We start from the raw sequence: 15,045 nt of genomic DNA, 5'->3' as shown, positions 1-15,045 counted from the left end.
CCCATCGTCTGTCATTGTGACGATGGGATGTGAAATGCTTTTCTTTTCCGGTAAAAAGCCGTCGTGCCGAGCGCTTGATTTGCAGCCCATTCAAACTTCTCTAAATCATGGCGGGTGACGGCTCTGTCCCGTCTGCTCCATTTAATGGCGCGGACAAAATAATACCCTTTAATCGGCGCCATGGTGACTTTGGAATGTGGAAAATCTTCAAAGACAAACTCAATAATCCCTCTTTTTTTATAGGACATTTGAAGAATCTTCATCATCCATCACCTCACGATTTCTGGATTATGATTCGCACAATCCGTCCAAAACGGTTTTCACGTCTGTCGGCCCTTCAAGTTTCGCGGCGGACTGGCCGGCCCATAAAGACATATACTCCGCGTCTCCTGATTGAGCCGCGTGCCCGCGCATCGGCTTTGTCAGCGTATTATGCAGCGGATAAGGCAGCGTTTTTCCCTCATCAGCTTCATATGTTTTCATGAACTGATTCACGATTCCCCGCGCCTGTTTTCCCGAAAACAGGGTGGTCAGCCGCGTATCGGCTCCTTTTGATTCGGCAATGGCTTTTTGGTATGCCGGTGAGGCGCTGCTTTCTTCACAAAGGAGAAACGGTGTTCCTACTTGAACGCCGTCCGCACCCAAACATCGGGCCGCCTGCACCCCGCGGCGGTCAAAAATGCCGCCTGCCGCAATCACCGGGATATCCAGCGCGTCTTTAGCCTGCGGAATCAGCGCCATAAGGCCGAGAGCCGGTTCTCCTTTAACCGGCAGAAACGACCCGCGATGCCCGCCGGCTTCTATTCCCTGAAGGATAACGGCGTCCATTCCCCGTTCTTCAAAAGCCTTCGCTTCCTCCGGCGTTGTCGCCGTGCCGAAAAGGAAACAACCGCTTTTCTTCAGCTTTTCCGCCGTTTCTTCCGGCGGCAGGCCGAAGGTGAATGAACACGCTTTGATTCCGTAACGGATCAGAAGCTCCGCTTTTTCCTCGAAATCATTCCATTCTTCTTTCAGATCAGAGAACGGCTTGGCGTCTTTTGCCCTCGGGATGCGGGCTTTCCATTTTTCAACGAGTTCCGCCTCAGGCATCTGTCTTTCTTCCGGGACGAAAAGATTTACTTGAAAGGAGCGGTCCGTCAGCTCTTTCATCTCGATAAGCTGTTTTTCAAGCGCTTGCGGGCTGACGTATCCTGAAGCGAGGCTTCCGAGCGCCCCTTCATTTGATACCGCCGAAGCCAGACGCGGCGTGACCAGTCCGCCGGCCATCGGCGCCTGAATGACGGGCTTTGTTAATGATAATGGACCCATCCACTCACTCATTTGTTTTCCTCCGTTTCAGCCTGTATTTTGATATAACATGTTCTGTTTCGCGGACCGTCAAATTCGCAAAAATAAACGCCCTGCCATGTTCCGAGTATCAGGCGCCCGTCTTCTATGATGACATGCTGAGAGGCGCCGGTTGTACTCGCTTTCATATGTGCCGCCGTATTTCCCTCCATATGCCGGTCCAGTTCGTGCTCCCACGGATACACTTCGTCAAACCTGCGGAGCATATCCCTTTTCACATCCGGGTCGGCATTTTCATTGATGGTAATGCCGGCGGTGGTATGGGGACAGTATATGAGCGCCAAACCGTTTTTTACGCCTGTTTCGCGGAGAAAAGATTCGGCTTCATGTGTGATGTCGATCATTTCATCCCTTTTTTTTGTTTGAATCTGCAATTTTTTCAGCATATGAATGCCTCCTTTCTTTTTCTCTTCCTTTCCCATATTCGTTTCTGTATTTGTCTTTTCCTGTCGGATCGCGATGATAAACGCAGATCACAAAAAACTTCAGCCTCGGGACTGAAGTTTTTCACCATATATATACGCGGGCCTCATAAGGCTTTAAGAGGAAGGATGTCACATGGCGGTGCGCTTCTGTTTCCGCGTTTGCAAGCACGAGAGAAGCGGAGTCAAGCGGATAACCGGGATGCCTGTATAAAGCGGGGGTTCGGGACAGATTTGTGATGATCAGGGCGGTTTTTGTTCCGTTTTTTCTTAGATAGGCATAAATCTGCCGGTCATTCGGAAGCAGCAATTCATATGTGCCGCTGATCAATACGCCGTGTTCTTTTCTGAGGGCGATCAGCCGTTTGTAGAAATGGTATACGGATGTTTCATCCTGCAATTGTGATGCGGCGTTCAGCCATGTGTGGTTCGGATTCACTCCGAGCCACGGAGAAGCATCAGAAAACCCGCCGTTCGCCTCATCGCTCCATTGCATCGGTGTCCGTGAATTATCCCGGCCCTTCTTCCAAATGATCTTCATCACTTGTTCACGCGGAACGCCGCGGGACGTCTCTTTTTCATACATATATTTAATTGCGGCGTCATCATAATCTTCAATGGATGGGAACGAAACATTGGTCATTCCGAGCTCCTGCCCCTGATAAATAAACGGCGTGCCTTTCATCAGTATATACATCGCGGCGAGTGCCTTGGCGCTTTCTGTCAAAAACCGTTCGTCACCCCATACCGAAACGGAACGGGGCTGGTCGTGATTTTCCATAAATAACGCATTCCAGCCCTTTCCTTCAAGGCTGTTCTGCCAGTCGGACAAGACGCGCTTAAGCGCCGGAATGGAGATGCTTTGATCATCTTCCGTATCCCAGAGGCCGAGATGTTCAAATTGAAAAATCATTTGAAAGACGCCGTTTTCTTCACCGGCCCAATCAGCCGCCTCCCAAGCCGCCACTCCGTTCGCCTCGCCGACCGTCATGATCGGATAGCGAGAAAATGTTTCCCGCTTCAGCTCTTTTAAGAGATCCATTATGCCTTCCCCGTTCATATGATACGGGAAAGACGGGACGTACGGGAGACCGTCCGGGTTCGGCATGTCAGGGAGCCCTTCTTTTTTCTTAATGTGAGAAATGGCATCCACCCGGAAGCCGTCTATGCCTTTATCAAGCCACCAGCGGACCATCTCATAAACGGACTGCCTCATCGCTTCGTTTTCCCAATTTAAATCAGGCTGTTTTTTGTCAAACAGGTGCAGGTAATACTGGCCGGTCTCTTGATCATATTCCCACGCTGATCCGCCGAAAATGCTTTCCCAATTGTTCGGCTCTTTGCCGTTTTTTCCGTCTCTCCAGATGTACCAGTCCCGTTTTTCGGAATCTTTCGCTGAGCGTGATTCGATAAACCAAGGGTGCTCGTCGCTTGTATGGTTGATGACGAGGTCTATAATCAGCTTCATGCCGAGCGCATGGACATCCGCAAGGAGCCTGTCAAAATCCTCCATCGTCCCGAATTCGCCGGCAATTTGTTTATAATTCCGAATATCGTAGCCGTTGTCCGCGCCCGGCGAGTCAAAAACGGGACAAAGCCAGATCACATCCGCCCCCAACTCTTTTATGTAATGAAGCTTTGCTCTGATGCCGTTAATATCGCCGATTCCGTCCCCGTTCGAATCCATAAAGCTTCGGGGATAAATTTGATAGACGGCCGCCTTTTTCCACCAATCCGTTTTCATACCGACACTCCTTTCTTTACAGCATATGAAGGAGCGGGACGAAGAAGCATTTTTTCTATAAAAAAAGCCTCATTGCAAAAGCAGGAGGCTCAGAAATCAGTTTTTTTAATTTCAACGAAGCGGATATGATGGTCTTCCGCTTCCAGCACCTTAAATTCACACCCTTCGGCATGAAACACATCACCATTTTTCAGCTCCATTTTTTGTGTTAAGAGCCAGCCGGCAATCGTGTCAATGTCTTCATTTTCGATGGCGATATCAAGGAGATCATTCACCTCTTCTATGAGCGCCTTGCCGTCCATCACATAATGGTGTTCGCCTTTTTTGACGATGTGGGGCATTTCATCCTGGTCATATTCATCACGGATTTCCCCGACGATTTCCTCCAATATGTCTTCGACGGTCACAAGTCCCGCCGTGCCGCCGTATTCGTCAACGAGAATCGCCATATGAATCCGCTCCTTCTGCATGCGGATCAAAAGCTCCTGAACGGGGATGCTTTCAATGACTCTGATGACCGGACGCATAATTTCTTTTAATTCAATGGAGCGGCCGAGAAAATACGCTTTAAATAAATCCTTATTGTTAATAATGCCGAGAATGTGATCTTTGTCTTCCTTAATAACCGGATATCGCGTATACCGTTCGTTGATGATCAAATGTATGGCTTCATCAACTGACTGTTCAAGCGAGATGGCGGCGATTTCGGTGCGCGGCACCATGATTTCTCTGGCGACCCGGTTATCGAATTCAAATATTTTATTAACGTAACGGAATTCAGATTGATTGATTTGACCTTTTTTATAGCTTTCGGACAAAATCAGCCGCAATTCTTCTTCACTGACCACGACCTCATGTTCTTTCACCGAATGAAAACCGAACAGCTTGACCAAAAATCCGGCTGAGCCGTTTAACAGCTTAATAAACGGATACATCACTTTATAAAACAGAATGAGCGGTTTCGCCGTCCACAGACTGACGGCTTCGGCTTTTTGAATGGATATCGTTTTCGGCGCAAGCTCTCCGATGACGACGTGCAGATACGTGACGGCAATAAACGCCGCAATAAACGTGACGACGTGCGTAATAGATGACGGCATTCCGATCAGGCTGAAAACAGGATGAAGAAGCCGCTGAATCGTCGGTTCACCGAGCCAGCCGAGTCCGAGCGCCGTAATCGTAATGCCGAGCTGGCACGCTGATAAATATTCATCGAGATTTGAAATCACCCTGTGCGCCGCGAGCGCCCGGCTGTCTCCGGTTTCAACCAGCTCCGCGATTTTTGAACCGCGGATTTTGACAATCGCAAATTCCGCAGCGACAAAGATGGCCGTTAATCCGATTAACAGCATAATGAGAATCAGTTTTAATATAAGCAAAAAAACCCCTACCGCAAACGGTAAGGGGCCACCTCCTTCGTGTTAATTCTCATCACGACCATTTAAGAAAATCATCACAAAACGAAGCAGCTCGAATAATGAAACGAGCGCCGCAGCCACATACGTCAGCGCGGCGGCGTTCAGCACTTTATTCACGCCGTGTTCTTCACTGTTGCGAATGAATCCTTCCGACACGATAATCCGCTTCGCCCTCGCGCTGGCATTAAACTCGACAGGCAGTGTGACAAGCTGGAAAAAAACAGCGGCCGAAAACAAAATAATGCCGAGTCCGATTAAGTTCAAGCTGCCCAGGAGCATCCCGCCCAAGAAAAGCAGAGGGGCAACCCCGGAGGCAAAATTGACGACCGGAAAAATTTTGTGCCTCAGCACAAGCGCGCCGTATGATTCCTGATGCTGCAAAGCATGTCCGACTTCATGAGAAGCGACGGAAATGGCGGAAATGGAGCGGCCGTAATATACCGGCTCAGATAAACGCACCACCCGCTCCGTCGGGTCGTAATGGTCTGTTAAAGTGCCTCTTACCGGTTCTACCGGCACATCATATAAACCGTTAATATCAAGAATCCGTCTTGCCGTTTCCGCCCCCGTCCGCTGACTGGAGGCTTCCACGTCTGAGTATTTCTGAAAATTGCTTTTCACTTTAAATTGTGCCCAAAACGACAATCCCAATGCAGCAATTGTTAAAAAGATAAACAGCATATTATCCTCTTCCTTTTTCTCTTATATCGTACGATCTGCTTATATATTATTTTAATGATTGCCCGCTTTCCTGTACAGAAATCCGCTTCTTTTTTCTGACAGGAATCAATCCTCCGAGCATGATGAGGATACACCCGGCCATTCCGATGTAAAACGGAAACGTGCCTGCGGTCTCTTTTGCAAAAACAAGCCATGAAAATCCGCCGGACATGTGATTGTATCCATTCAAATCGAAAATAAGCAATACGGCCGCCGAAGCGAGCAGCTGCGCTCCGGCCAGCGCCGCCAGCAGTTTTTGAATGACCGTCATTTGACTCACCCTTTTTCGGTCCGCTTTCTTTATCATATGAAAAAATAAGGGTGAATATGTTTTCGGCGATTTTTGAAAGACATCAAACGAACTGGGACATACTGTATAAAAAAAGATACAGGTGTGATCGACATGAAAGTGACAAATGGCGAGAAAGAACAGCTGAGCAATGCGATAGACAGAATGAACGAAGGGCTTGACGCCTTCATCCAGCTCTATAATGAATCGGAAAACGACGAACCTCTCATTCAGTTTGAAGATGAGACGGCCGATTTAATCAGACATGCGCGTGACTCATACGGCCAGGAACAGCTGGACGAAAAACTAAACACCATTATTAAGCAGATTTTATCCATCTCTCTGTCGAAAGAAGAGCCGGACGAATGAAATCAAACCGTATTTTTATTTCCTGGCTGAGATGGCCGTTATATGTTCGGATCGGGCTGATCATTATCGCCTTGATTTTATTGTTCGGCCAACTCATATACATGCTCGAACCGAAGCAGTTCACGTCTGTGTTTGAAGGGGTTTGGTGGGCGGTGATTACGGTGGCCACAGTCGGCTACGGCGATTACGTTCCGCAGACGCCGCTCGGGCAGATTGCCGGCATGGTGCTTGTATTAAGCGGAGCGAGTTTTGTGACCGCCTATTTCGCCACGCTTTCTTCAGCCGTATTCAGCAAACAGCACCGCTATGTCGAAGGGAAGGTCGCCTTTAAAGGCAAGGGGCACGTCATTCTTATCGGATGGAATGAAAAATCGCATATGCTGCTGAAAGAACTGCAGCACATCGCACCGTCAAAAACTGTCGTCCTGATTGATGATTCATTAAGGGAAGGGCCGCTTATTGAAAACGTCCATTTCATCCGCGGACATGCCGCTGATGACAGCACGCTCAATAAGGCGAATATTACGGAAGCTGATACCGTCATTCTGACAGCGGACCAGCAGAAAAATGAATCCGAAGCTGATATGCTGTCGGTATTAACACTTCTCGCCATCAAAGGGCTGCATCCGTCCGTTTATTGTATCGTAGAAATTTTAACGGAACGGTATGTCAAAAACGCCGAGCGCGCAGGAGCCAATAAGATTCTGTGCACATCACGCCTGTCGAGCCGGGTGATGTTTGAGCATTACCGGGTCAAGCTGCAGCTTGCCAAACCGCAAACGCTGTCAGATCTGACGCTGGAGAAAAAGGTGCGCATCATTCCCGTCCCCGAGGAACTGAAGGGCTCATCTTATCATGACTGTGCGCTCTATTATCTCAAACGGAATACCACGATCATCGGCATACAAAAAGAAGAGGGGCCGATGCTGACCCCTCCCCTGTCATACCAGGTGCTCGATACTGATCTGTTTTTGGCTCTTTAATGCAGCAGGACGTCTTCCAGCTCTTTCACAAGCGAGATGCCGATATCTGTATATGAGCGGTCAATTGCCGCATCCCGCCGTTTCGGCTCGGAGAATTGGTTGAATAATGACTCAAAAACACCGCCGCCTGCTGCATCATCCGTTTCCTGTTGATAAACGTGCCTCAGCAAAAAGGGTGTGCCGATTGTAACGGCGGCCCCCCGTTCATCCATGTGTCCCTTATTTGCTTCAACAGGGATACGGAGAAATAAATAGCCGTCCTGATCGGAAATTTTGTAATCAAAGAACCCGCGGTCATACTCCCAGCCGCCTCCGATGGTATAACCGATCGGTTTCATCACCTGTTCCAATTCGCGGAGTAAAAACGATTGCCCTTCAAGTGAAGATGGTATGCTGATCATGTGCATATGCTCCTTTTTGTCTTTAGCGTCCCCGCTCTGCGGTATCTTCATACGGCGTCCGGGAAGAACCGGGAGCGGCAGACAGACGCTGAAAAGAGGTGACGGCGCATTCAATCAGAACATACGTCACAATTGCGGAGAGAACGGCTTCCGTTGAAATATAGAAAACGGCGGCATAGAGACAGCACTTCGTGATCAGCGTATGCATCCGGCCAATTTTCAGTTTCAGCCGGACCATGTCCGTAAACAAGCCGAGAGGGAAAGCGAAAAACAGGATGGTTTGCAAGAGGGATTCAGGAGACAGTTTTAGTGCCGAATAGACGACAGCGGCGGAACAGACGGAAATGAAGACATGCTTACATAAAAGCCGCATCAATTCATCATCACACCTTTCACGGTTTAAAAAAGGCTGACCCGTCATGCTGAGGGCCAGCCCTTCTTTTTATTTTTCAAGGCGTTTTTCAAGCTCTGCTTTTTTCTCTTCAAAGCCCGGTTTGCCGAGAAGCGCGAACATATTCACCTTATAGGCTTCAACACCCGGCTGATCAAACGGGTTGACTCCGAGCAGATAACCGCTCATCGCCACCGCTTTTTCAAAGAAATAGACGAGATATCCAAATGTATATGCGTTAAGCTCCGGAATATTGACAATTAAGTTAGGCACTTTTCCGTCTGTATGGGCAAGCATCGTGCCTTCAAACGCTTTTTTGTTGACGAAATCGATCGTTTTGCCGGCTAAGTAATTTAAGCCGTCGAGATCATTTTCCGCTTCTTCAATTGTCAGCTCATGCTTCGGTTTTTCAACGTTCAACACGGTTTCAAACAGATCGCGTCTGCCTTCCTGCACGTATTGACCGAGAGAGTGAAGGTCAGTTGAGAAGTTAGCGGAAGAAGGATAGATGCCTTTTTCATCTTTTCCTTCACTTTCGCCGAAGAGCTGCTTCCACCATTCCGCAAAGTATTGCAGCGCAGGCTCATAGTTGATGAGCATTTCAATGGTTCTTCCTTTATTATACAGAACGTTGCGGACGACGGCGTATTGGTAAGCCGCGTTCTCTTCTAATTCCGAGCTGGAAAAGTCTTTGCTTGCATCAAGAGCGCCTTTCATCATTTCATCGATATCAGCCCCGCTTACCGCAATCGGCAGAAGGCCTACCGCAGTCAGAACGGAGAAACGTCCGCCGACATCATCAGGAATAACGAATGATTCGAAGCCTTCTTCATTAGAAAGCGTTTTTAAAGCGCCGCGCTCTTTATCTGTTGTCGCGTAAATCCGCGCTTTCGCTTCTTCTTTTCCGTATTTTTCTTCAAGAAGTTTGCGGAAAATCCGGAAAGCGATTGCAGGTTCCGTCGTCGTGCCTGACTTAGAAATGACATTGATAGAGAAATCAGCGTCTTCCAAAAGATCCATAACATCTTTCATATAAGTTGAGCTGATATTATTGCCGATAAAGATAACTTGAGGGTTTTTGCGCTTATCTTTCGGCAAAACATTATAGAAAGAATGATTGAGCGCTTCAATCGCCGCGCGGGCGCCTAAGTATGAACCGCCGATACCCACGACGAGAAGCACGTCAGAATCTGATTTGATTTTTTCAGCGCTTTTTTTAATGCGCGCGAATTCTTCTTTATCATAGTTTTCAGGGAGGTCCACCCAGCCTAAAAAGTCGCTTCCGGCGCCTGTTTTTTCATGGATATTATGGTGTGCCGTTTTTACGAAATCACGTGCGTATGTAAGTTCATGTTCATTGAAAAAAGGTAACGCTCTTGAGTAATCAAAGCGTACATGCGTCATTTGCTTGTCCCTCCATCACGGTGAATTGTTTTCTCTTTCACTTTATATGAACTCACCCGCTAAATCAAGTCATGAAGAAGGCATGATGAATACGGGATTTGCGCTAAAGATGCGTTCATTTTTTATACAATATCCCGGATTCGAAATAGTTATATTTGTAATAATCGTGAAAGAAGTAACGAATCGAATGTTGGTGATCCAGGAACGTATCACCTTTACTTTGGAGCAGGTTGACATCCATCGCCAATACCGATGGGACGGTTCTTTTTATATAGTACTCCTCTTGAGAGGATGCCGTGCAGGTATATTAAGGAATAAATGTCCATTTTTAAAAATAGTGTCTATATTTGGGGTATCATGTTAAGATGAAAATAATTTTAAACCGGGAGGTGATTTTATGACTAAAACCATTGGTCTTATTTGTGGAAGTTTACGAAAAAACTCGTATAATCGAGTGATTGCTCAATCATTGATTGACTTCGATAATGCGGCTCAATTTCGCTGGGTTGAAATAGACAGTCTTCCTTTTTTTAACGAAGATTTAGAAATCGCCGGAGCACCAGACTCCGTAACATCCTTTAGAGCTGATATACGAGACGTTGACGGCGTCATCATTGTAAGTCCAGAGTACAATTCAGGAATTCCGGGGGTATTAAAAAATGCATTGGACTGGGCATCGAGACCGCGGACCTCTTCTGTTTTAAACAGAAAACCGGTTGGCTTAATCGGAGCAACCCCCGGAGGGTTCGGCACCTCTTTTGGTCAAATGCAAATGAGAGAAGTACTCGAAGCTATGCAAGTCAATGTTCTGCCCTTTCAAAAAATGCTGATTTCGCAAGTCCATGAGAAAATTGATTCCGCTCAAAACATACTTACGGATGAACAAACAAAACGTTATCTTCAACGCTATTTACAACAGTTCATCCATTGGATTGATCATGCTCCGGTTCCCGTTCCGGATTAATTGAAGGATCATCACCCTCACGAAAAGTCACCTCAGAAATAACTTTCTATCTATACAGCATATGAATAGATTTACCGTTTTCCATTGACCAACTGACTTGCCTTAATTCAAGGAGGATGATAAAATGTCTGATCTTTATTCCCGTCTTTCAAAAGATGATGCTGCTGTGCTTTTAGTTGACCATCAAACCGGCCTTATTTCCGGTCTCGTGCGTGACTATGGCGTTGATGAATTTAAAAACAATGTATTGGCTCTCGGTGATACGGCTAAATTCTTTGATTTACCGGTTATTTTAACAACCAGCTTTGAAAATGGACCCAACGGACCGCTCATGCAAGAACTCGCTGATCTCTTTCCTGATGCGCCAAAAATAGCCCGTCCCGGACAAATTAACGCATGGGACAATGAAGACTTTGTTAAAGCCATTGAAGCGACCGGCAAAAAACAGCTGATTATCGCGGGGGTGGTAACAGACGTCTGCGTTGCTTTTCCTGCGCTTTCTGCCATTAAAGCAGGCTACGAAGTGTTTGTTGTGACAGATGCTTCGGGGACGTTTAATAAGCAAGTAGCAGATGCTTCATTAACCCGTATGGCTCATGGCGGCGCGCAGCTGATGAACTGGTTTAGCGCAGCATGCGAGTTACAGCGTGATTGGCGCAACGACGTTGAAGGTTTTGGCGCATTAATCTCCAGTCATCTTCCCGGTTATCAAAACTTAATGGGAAGCTATATGGGGGCGCAGCGGGACCTTAGTACACAAAATGCATAAAAAGGAGCGCTGATTGAATCAGCGCCCCTTTTTTAAATTCGCGGCTCTTTATCTTCATGATTTAGATTTCGTGTAAATAGATGACAGGCAATCGCAAAGTTAATTGGTCCTTTTCTGCTAAATGTACAGAAACAGGGAGTCAAATCCGCATCATGTGATACGGATGAAACGATTTCCATAGTTGTCTCATGGCAAAGGGTGTTTCACTTGCTCCTAATGAACTAATAGAAAATCCGGAAAGAGGGAATCCCAAAACGGTTACATCTGCAGCTTGAAAATCACTCCGGCCTGGAATGTGATCTTACAGTGACGCCTTTAAGATGGCAAGTACGTCATCTTTGTTCAGTTTTTGGAAATTGCCGAATCCGCCGTATTCCATTTCTTTTGCGGCGATGTCTGCGATCAGCTCAAGCTTGTCTTCGCCGATGTCATAATCCGCAAGGCGGGACGGTGCGCCGAGGCTTGTCCAGAACGCGGACAATTTATCGATTCCTTCAAGCGCAATTTCTTTATCCGTTTTGCCTTCAGTATCAATGTCAAACATATTAAGCATGAGGTTTTTAAAACGGTCTACATTTGTATCAAGCGTGTATCTCATCCAGTTCGGGAACAGAATCGCAAGTCCTCCCGCGTGAGGGATGTCATAAACCGCTGATACGGCGTGCTCCATCGTATGGGAAGCCCAATCGCCGAAATAGCCCATTTGCAGCGTGCCGTTTAATGCGATCGTACCCGCGTATAAAATCGTTTCGCGGTGCTTATAGTTCTCAAGGTCTTCCAAAAGTTTCGGCGCTGTTTCAATTACCGTCTGAAGGACCGCAAAACACATTCTGTCCTGAAGCGGCGTGTTTTCAACATTGTGGAAGTATTGTTCAAATACGTGGCTCATCATATCCACCATGCCGTATACGGTTTGGTTTTCCGGAACGCTGAAAGTATTCTCAGGATCTAAAATGGAGAAACGCGGATGAGTGACATTGCTGCCCCATACGAATTTTTCGTTTGTTTCCCAATTTGTGATAACGGAATCAGGGTTCATTTCAGAGCCTGTCGCCGCAAGCGTCAGCACCGTGCCGAACGGGAGCGCGTCCTGCGCCGTTACTTTTTTGCTGTAAATGTCCCATGCGTCGCCGTCATATTTCGCACCGGCCGCAATCGCTTTTGTACAGTCGATGACACTTCCGCCGCCGACTGCGAGAAGGAAATCAATCTCATGCTGTCTGCACAGCTCAATTCCTTTATTTACCGTTTCCAGACGCGGATTCGGTTCAACGCCCGCAAGCTCATGAACGGTTGCGCCTTCTTCTTTTAAGATGCCTGTTACTTGGTCATACAGGCCGTTTCGCTTAATGCTGCCGCCTCCGTAAACAAGCAGCACGTTTTTCCCGTATTGCTTCAGCTCTTTTTTCAATTGGTCGATTTGACCTTTTCCGAAAATCAGTTTCGTCGGATTGTAGTACGTAAAGTTCTCCATTTATCATGACCTCCAAAAAAATCGTAAGGGAATTACTATAACACAGAAAAAAAGGAGCTGCCAATCCGGCCGCCCCTTTATGTTATTACAATGATGCTTTCAGTATCGCAAGCACATCTTCTTTCTGCAGTGACTTGAACTGTCCGAATGCTCCGTTTGCCATCGCTTTATCTGCAATCGTATCCAGCTTCTCATCAGAAATATCATAATCAGCGAGTCTGTTCGGAGCGCCGAGACTCGTCCAGAAATCAGACAGCCTGCTGATTCCTTCAAGTGCGATCTCTTCATCTGATTTGCCTGTCTCGTCAATATCGAAAACACGGACGGCAAGCTGTTTAAAGCGGGCCGGATTTTCTTTGAGCACATGTCTCATCCAGTTCGGGAACAGAATCGCTAAACCTCCGGCGTGCGGTATATCGTAAACCGCTGATACCGCATGCTCGATGTTGTGTGTGGCCCAATCCCCTCTTGCGCCCATTGACAGCATTCCGTTTAATGCGATCGTGCCTGTATATAAAATCGTCTCACGAAGCTCGTAGTTCTCCAGATCATTGATCAGCTTCGGCGCTGTTTCAATCACCGTGCGCAGAAGCGATTCACACATCCGGTCCTGATACGGCGTGTTTGACGTGTGGTGGAAATATTGTTCAAACACATGGCTCATCATATCGACCATGCCGTAAATGGTGTGGTCTTTCGGAACGGTAAAGGTGTTTACCGGATCGAGAATAGAGAATTTAGGGTAAACGAGCGGGCTCCCCCATCCATATTTCTCTTGTGTCTCCCAGTTTGTGATGACTGATCCGGAGTTCATCTCTGAACCGGTCGCCGCAAGTGTCAGCACTGTTCCGAACGGCAGCGCTTCTTTCGGCTGGTGTTTTTTCGTGACGATATCCCACGCGTCGCCGTCATATTTAGCGCCCGCCGCGATGGCTTTCGTGCAGTCAATGACACTTCCGCCGCCGACGGCCAATAAGAAATCGATGCTGTTTTCTTTACAGATCGCAACACCTTTGTTCACCGTTGAGACACGCGGATTCGGCTCTACGCCTGCTAATTCATGTACGGTAACTCCTGCTTTTTTCAGCAGGTCGGTTACTTGATCATAAAGACCGCTGCGCTTAATGCTGCCGCCTCCGTATACGAGCAGTACGTTCTTTCCGTACGGCTTGATTTCTTCAGGAAGTTTTTCGACCTCTCCCTTTCCGAAAATCAATTTGGTCGGATTCCAATATGTAAAGTTTTGCATGACATCTCCTCCTTTGGATTTATATTATGCAGAAAGTTGACGTTCAATGTAAAGCAATCCGCTTTTTTGACGGCACATCACACGGTTTACAGACAGCGGTTTCCCGGGAAAGGCACTTGTACAGCTTGAGACAGTGTGTGATTTACACGGCGGAGAATGTAGTATGCATAGATTCTTTGCTTTGTCACAATCTATAACTGTTTCACGAATTTATAGAGGAGGTTGTTTACATGAGTGTTATTCAGCGTATCTGTCTCGTATTAACGATTATCGGCGCTATTAACTGGGGACTGATCGGATTTTTCCAATTTGATTTAGTAGCAGCCATCTTCGGCGGCCAAGGATCAGCTCTGTCGCGGATTATTTACGGTCTTGTCGGCATCGCCGGTCTGATCAATCTCGGCCTGCTGTTTAAGCCGAACGAAGAAACATCCCGCGAGGAAGCGGCAAATCCGGAAGTCAGATAAACATAAAAAAAGCACCGAACATACATATCCGGTGCTTTTTTTGATGGTTATTTTTTGATAAGGTCTTTGCGGTTGGACTGTTCGATCCACTCTTCAAGCTTATCTTTCAATGTGTTGAAACCTTGCGGAGCAGATGTTTCTTCAGAAACTTGTGCCGCTTTCGGTTTTCTTGGTTTGCTTTCTTTTCTTTCAGGCGCCGCTTGAGTCGCACGGATAGAAAGGCTGATTTTGCCTTTTTCTTCGTCAACTGCAAGTACTTTTACTTGTACTTCGTCACCGATAGAAAGGTGTTCATTAATGTCTTTTACGAAACCGTGAGTGACTTCAGAAATGTGAACAAGTCCTTGAGTTTCTTCATCTAATGCAACAAACGCACCATACGCTTGTAATCCTGTTACTTTACCAGTGTAAACACTGCCCACTTCAAATTTTGCTGCCATTCATAACAACTCCTAAGTTAAATTAAATACAGATTATACGCAATTTAAAATTATATCATACAAGTTTGTTTTTCGCAAAGAGAACTTTTTTACATGATCATGTTTAAGCACAGATAAAGGGGGTATACTATGATTACGAAGGCTTTCTAGTATTCCCCCCTTTTATTTGGATGCGAACCGGGTTCGTATCTTTT

Annotated in this window: 18 protein-coding genes; 5 read left to right on the top strand and 13 right to left on the bottom strand. The window is 46.8% G+C overall.

Annotated elements, in window-relative coordinates; translation table 11 throughout:
• Positions 1-11: 11 nt before the first annotated feature.
• The 7 genes from ACWJJ4_RS04950 to ACWJJ4_RS04920 all read right to left on the bottom strand — a co-directional run bounded on the left by ACWJJ4_RS04950 (position 12) and on the right by ACWJJ4_RS04920 (position 5,922).
• Complete coding sequence (locus ACWJJ4_RS04950) at positions 12-263, bottom strand: hypothetical protein (RefSeq protein ID WP_070082269.1); 252 nt, start codon at positions 261-263, stop codon at positions 12-14.
• A gap of 25 nt (positions 264-288) precedes the next feature.
• A complete protein-coding gene (locus ACWJJ4_RS04945) occupies positions 289-1,320 on the bottom strand; it encodes an NAD(P)H-dependent flavin oxidoreductase (RefSeq protein ID WP_070082270.1) in 1,032 nt (343 codons plus the stop codon).
• A complete protein-coding gene (locus ACWJJ4_RS04940) occupies positions 1,317-1,733 on the bottom strand; it encodes a secondary thiamine-phosphate synthase enzyme YjbQ (protein WP_070082271.1) in 417 nt (138 codons plus the stop codon). The genes ACWJJ4_RS04945 and ACWJJ4_RS04940 overlap by 4 nt, the downstream gene beginning before the upstream one ends.
• Positions 1,734-1,854: 121 nt before the next feature.
• Positions 1,855-3,513 (bottom strand): glycoside hydrolase family 13 protein, encoded by a 1,659-nt coding sequence (locus tag ACWJJ4_RS04935; protein WP_070082272.1) that lies wholly within the window; start codon positions 3,511-3,513, stop codon positions 1,855-1,857.
• An 89-nt stretch (positions 3,514-3,602) separates the two neighbouring features.
• Positions 3,603-4,892 carry a hemolysin family protein gene (locus ACWJJ4_RS04930; protein ID WP_007408640.1) on the bottom strand — a complete coding sequence of 430 codons (1,290 nt, stop codon included), beginning with the start codon at positions 4,890-4,892 and terminating at the stop codon, positions 3,603-3,605.
• Positions 4,893-4,934: 42 nt separating this feature from the next.
• Positions 4,935-5,612, bottom strand: a complete 678-nt coding sequence (locus tag ACWJJ4_RS04925; RefSeq protein WP_003152125.1) for a zinc metallopeptidase — start codon at positions 5,610-5,612, stop codon at positions 4,935-4,937.
• Between the two features lie 46 nt (positions 5,613-5,658).
• Positions 5,659-5,922, bottom strand: coding sequence for a hypothetical protein (locus tag ACWJJ4_RS04920; RefSeq protein ID WP_014305698.1), 264 nt, complete (start codon positions 5,920-5,922; stop codon positions 5,659-5,661).
• 132 nt (positions 5,923-6,054) lie between these two features.
• Here ACWJJ4_RS04920 and ACWJJ4_RS04915 point away from each other — a divergent pair, with 132 nt between their 5' ends.
• Together ACWJJ4_RS04915 and ACWJJ4_RS04910 are read left to right on the top strand one after the other, a co-directional pair.
• Positions 6,055-6,309, top strand: coding sequence for a protein mistic (locus ACWJJ4_RS04915; protein ID WP_003152123.1), 255 nt, complete (start codon positions 6,055-6,057; stop codon positions 6,307-6,309).
• Complete coding sequence (locus ACWJJ4_RS04910) at positions 6,306-7,292, top strand: potassium channel family protein (protein WP_015240465.1); 987 nt, start codon at positions 6,306-6,308, stop codon at positions 7,290-7,292. Before ACWJJ4_RS04915 ends, ACWJJ4_RS04910 begins: the two co-directional genes overlap by 4 nt.
• Here the strand turns inward: ACWJJ4_RS04910 and ACWJJ4_RS04905 are convergent.
• The 3 genes from ACWJJ4_RS04905 to ACWJJ4_RS04895 are packed head-to-tail and all read right to left on the bottom strand — an operon-like array spanning position 7,289 to position 9,488.
• Complete coding sequence (locus ACWJJ4_RS04905; RefSeq protein WP_077722753.1) at positions 7,289-7,693, bottom strand: YugN-like family protein; 405 nt, start codon at positions 7,691-7,693, stop codon at positions 7,289-7,291. The genes ACWJJ4_RS04910 and ACWJJ4_RS04905 overlap by 4 nt on opposite strands.
• A 22-nt stretch (positions 7,694-7,715) precedes the next feature.
• On the bottom strand, positions 7,716-8,114 hold the full coding sequence (locus ACWJJ4_RS04900; protein ID WP_454021477.1) for a transporter: 399 nt from the start codon (positions 8,112-8,114) through the stop codon (positions 7,716-7,718).
• 21 nt (positions 8,115-8,135) lie between these two features.
• Positions 8,136-9,488: a glucose-6-phosphate isomerase gene (locus ACWJJ4_RS04895; RefSeq protein WP_077722755.1), complete on the bottom strand. Its 1,353-nt coding sequence runs from the start codon at positions 9,486-9,488 to the stop codon at positions 8,136-8,138.
• 397 nt (positions 9,489-9,885) lie between these two features.
• Between ACWJJ4_RS04895 and ACWJJ4_RS04890 the strand changes: the two genes are divergently transcribed.
• Entirely contained in the window at positions 9,886-10,452 is a 567-nt protein-coding gene (locus tag ACWJJ4_RS04890; RefSeq protein ID WP_003152115.1) for an NADPH-dependent FMN reductase, read from the top strand.
• 124 nt (positions 10,453-10,576) lie between these two features.
• Positions 10,577-11,221 carry an isochorismate family cysteine hydrolase YcaC gene (gene ycaC, locus ACWJJ4_RS04885; RefSeq protein ID WP_003152112.1) on the top strand — a complete coding sequence of 215 codons (645 nt, stop codon included), beginning with the start codon at positions 10,577-10,579 and terminating at the stop codon, positions 11,219-11,221.
• A 301-nt stretch (positions 11,222-11,522) separates the two neighbouring features.
• Here the strand turns inward: ycaC and ACWJJ4_RS04880 are convergent, their stop codons facing one another.
• Together ACWJJ4_RS04880 and ACWJJ4_RS04875 are read right to left on the bottom strand one after the other, a co-directional pair.
• Positions 11,523-12,695, bottom strand: coding sequence for an iron-containing alcohol dehydrogenase (locus ACWJJ4_RS04880; protein WP_003152109.1), 1,173 nt, complete (start codon positions 12,693-12,695; stop codon positions 11,523-11,525).
• A gap of 85 nt (positions 12,696-12,780) precedes the next feature.
• Positions 12,781-13,944, bottom strand: coding sequence for an iron-containing alcohol dehydrogenase (locus ACWJJ4_RS04875; RefSeq protein ID WP_326358872.1), 1,164 nt, complete (start codon positions 13,942-13,944; stop codon positions 12,781-12,783).
• A gap of 230 nt (positions 13,945-14,174) precedes the next feature.
• Between ACWJJ4_RS04875 and ACWJJ4_RS04870 the strand changes: the two genes are divergently transcribed.
• Entirely contained in the window at positions 14,175-14,411 is a 237-nt protein-coding gene (locus ACWJJ4_RS04870; RefSeq protein ID WP_003152104.1) for a DUF378 domain-containing protein, read from the top strand.
• Between the two features lie 47 nt (positions 14,412-14,458).
• On the opposite strand, the gene yugI is transcribed toward ACWJJ4_RS04870, so the two are convergent.
• Positions 14,459-14,851 (bottom strand): S1 domain-containing post-transcriptional regulator GSP13, encoded by a 393-nt coding sequence (gene yugI / locus ACWJJ4_RS04865; protein WP_003152102.1) that lies wholly within the window; start codon positions 14,849-14,851, stop codon positions 14,459-14,461.
• Positions 14,852-15,045 lie beyond the last annotated feature (194 nt).

It is taken from the genome of Bacillus sp. JK62 (assembly GCF_053663455.1).
This window is presented reverse-complemented; position numbering and strand designations above follow the sequence as displayed.

Bases quoted from the DNA above. Each gene is read 5' to 3' on its own strand.
- ACWJJ4_RS04950 (WP_070082269.1), bottom strand. From the start codon at position 263: ATGAAGATTCTTCAAATGTCCTATAAAAAAAGAGGGATTATTGAGTTT.
- ACWJJ4_RS04945 (WP_070082270.1), bottom strand. From the start codon at position 1,320: ATGAGTGAGTGGATGGGTCCATTATCATTAACAAAGCCCGTCATTCAG.
- ACWJJ4_RS04940 (WP_070082271.1), bottom strand. From the start codon at position 1,733: ATGCTGAAAAAATTGCAGATTCAAACAAAAAAAAGGGATGAAATGATC.
- ACWJJ4_RS04935 (WP_070082272.1), bottom strand. From the start codon at position 3,513: ATGAAAACGGATTGGTGGAAAAAGGCGGCCGTCTATCAAATTTATCCC.
- ACWJJ4_RS04925 (WP_003152125.1), bottom strand. From the start codon at position 5,612: ATGCTGTTTATCTTTTTAACAATTGCTGCATTGGGATTGTCGTTTTGG.
- ACWJJ4_RS04920 (WP_014305698.1), bottom strand. From the start codon at position 5,922: ATGACGGTCATTCAAAAACTGCTGGCGGCGCTGGCCGGAGCGCAGCTG.
- ACWJJ4_RS04915 (WP_003152123.1), top strand. From the start codon at position 6,055: ATGAAAGTGACAAATGGCGAGAAAGAACAGCTGAGCAATGCGATAGAC.
- ACWJJ4_RS04910 (WP_015240465.1), top strand. From the start codon at position 6,306: ATGAAATCAAACCGTATTTTTATTTCCTGGCTGAGATGGCCGTTATAT.
- ACWJJ4_RS04905 (WP_077722753.1), bottom strand. From the start codon at position 7,693: ATGATCAGCATACCATCTTCACTTGAAGGGCAATCGTTTTTACTCCGC.
- ACWJJ4_RS04900 (WP_454021477.1), bottom strand. From the start codon at position 8,114: ATGACGGGTCAGCCTTTTTTAAACCGTGAAAGGTGTGATGATGAATTG.
- ACWJJ4_RS04895 (WP_077722755.1), bottom strand. From the start codon at position 9,488: ATGACGCATGTACGCTTTGATTACTCAAGAGCGTTACCTTTTTTCAAT.
- ACWJJ4_RS04890 (WP_003152115.1), top strand. From the start codon at position 9,886: ATGACTAAAACCATTGGTCTTATTTGTGGAAGTTTACGAAAAAACTCG.
- ycaC (WP_003152112.1), top strand. From the start codon at position 10,577: ATGTCTGATCTTTATTCCCGTCTTTCAAAAGATGATGCTGCTGTGCTT.
- ACWJJ4_RS04880 (WP_003152109.1), bottom strand. From the start codon at position 12,695: ATGGAGAACTTTACGTACTACAATCCGACGAAACTGATTTTCGGAAAA.
- ACWJJ4_RS04875 (WP_326358872.1), bottom strand. From the start codon at position 13,944: ATGCAAAACTTTACATATTGGAATCCGACCAAATTGATTTTCGGAAAG.
- ACWJJ4_RS04870 (WP_003152104.1), top strand. From the start codon at position 14,175: ATGAGTGTTATTCAGCGTATCTGTCTCGTATTAACGATTATCGGCGCT.
- yugI (WP_003152102.1), bottom strand. From the start codon at position 14,851: ATGGCAGCAAAATTTGAAGTGGGCAGTGTTTACACTGGTAAAGTAACA.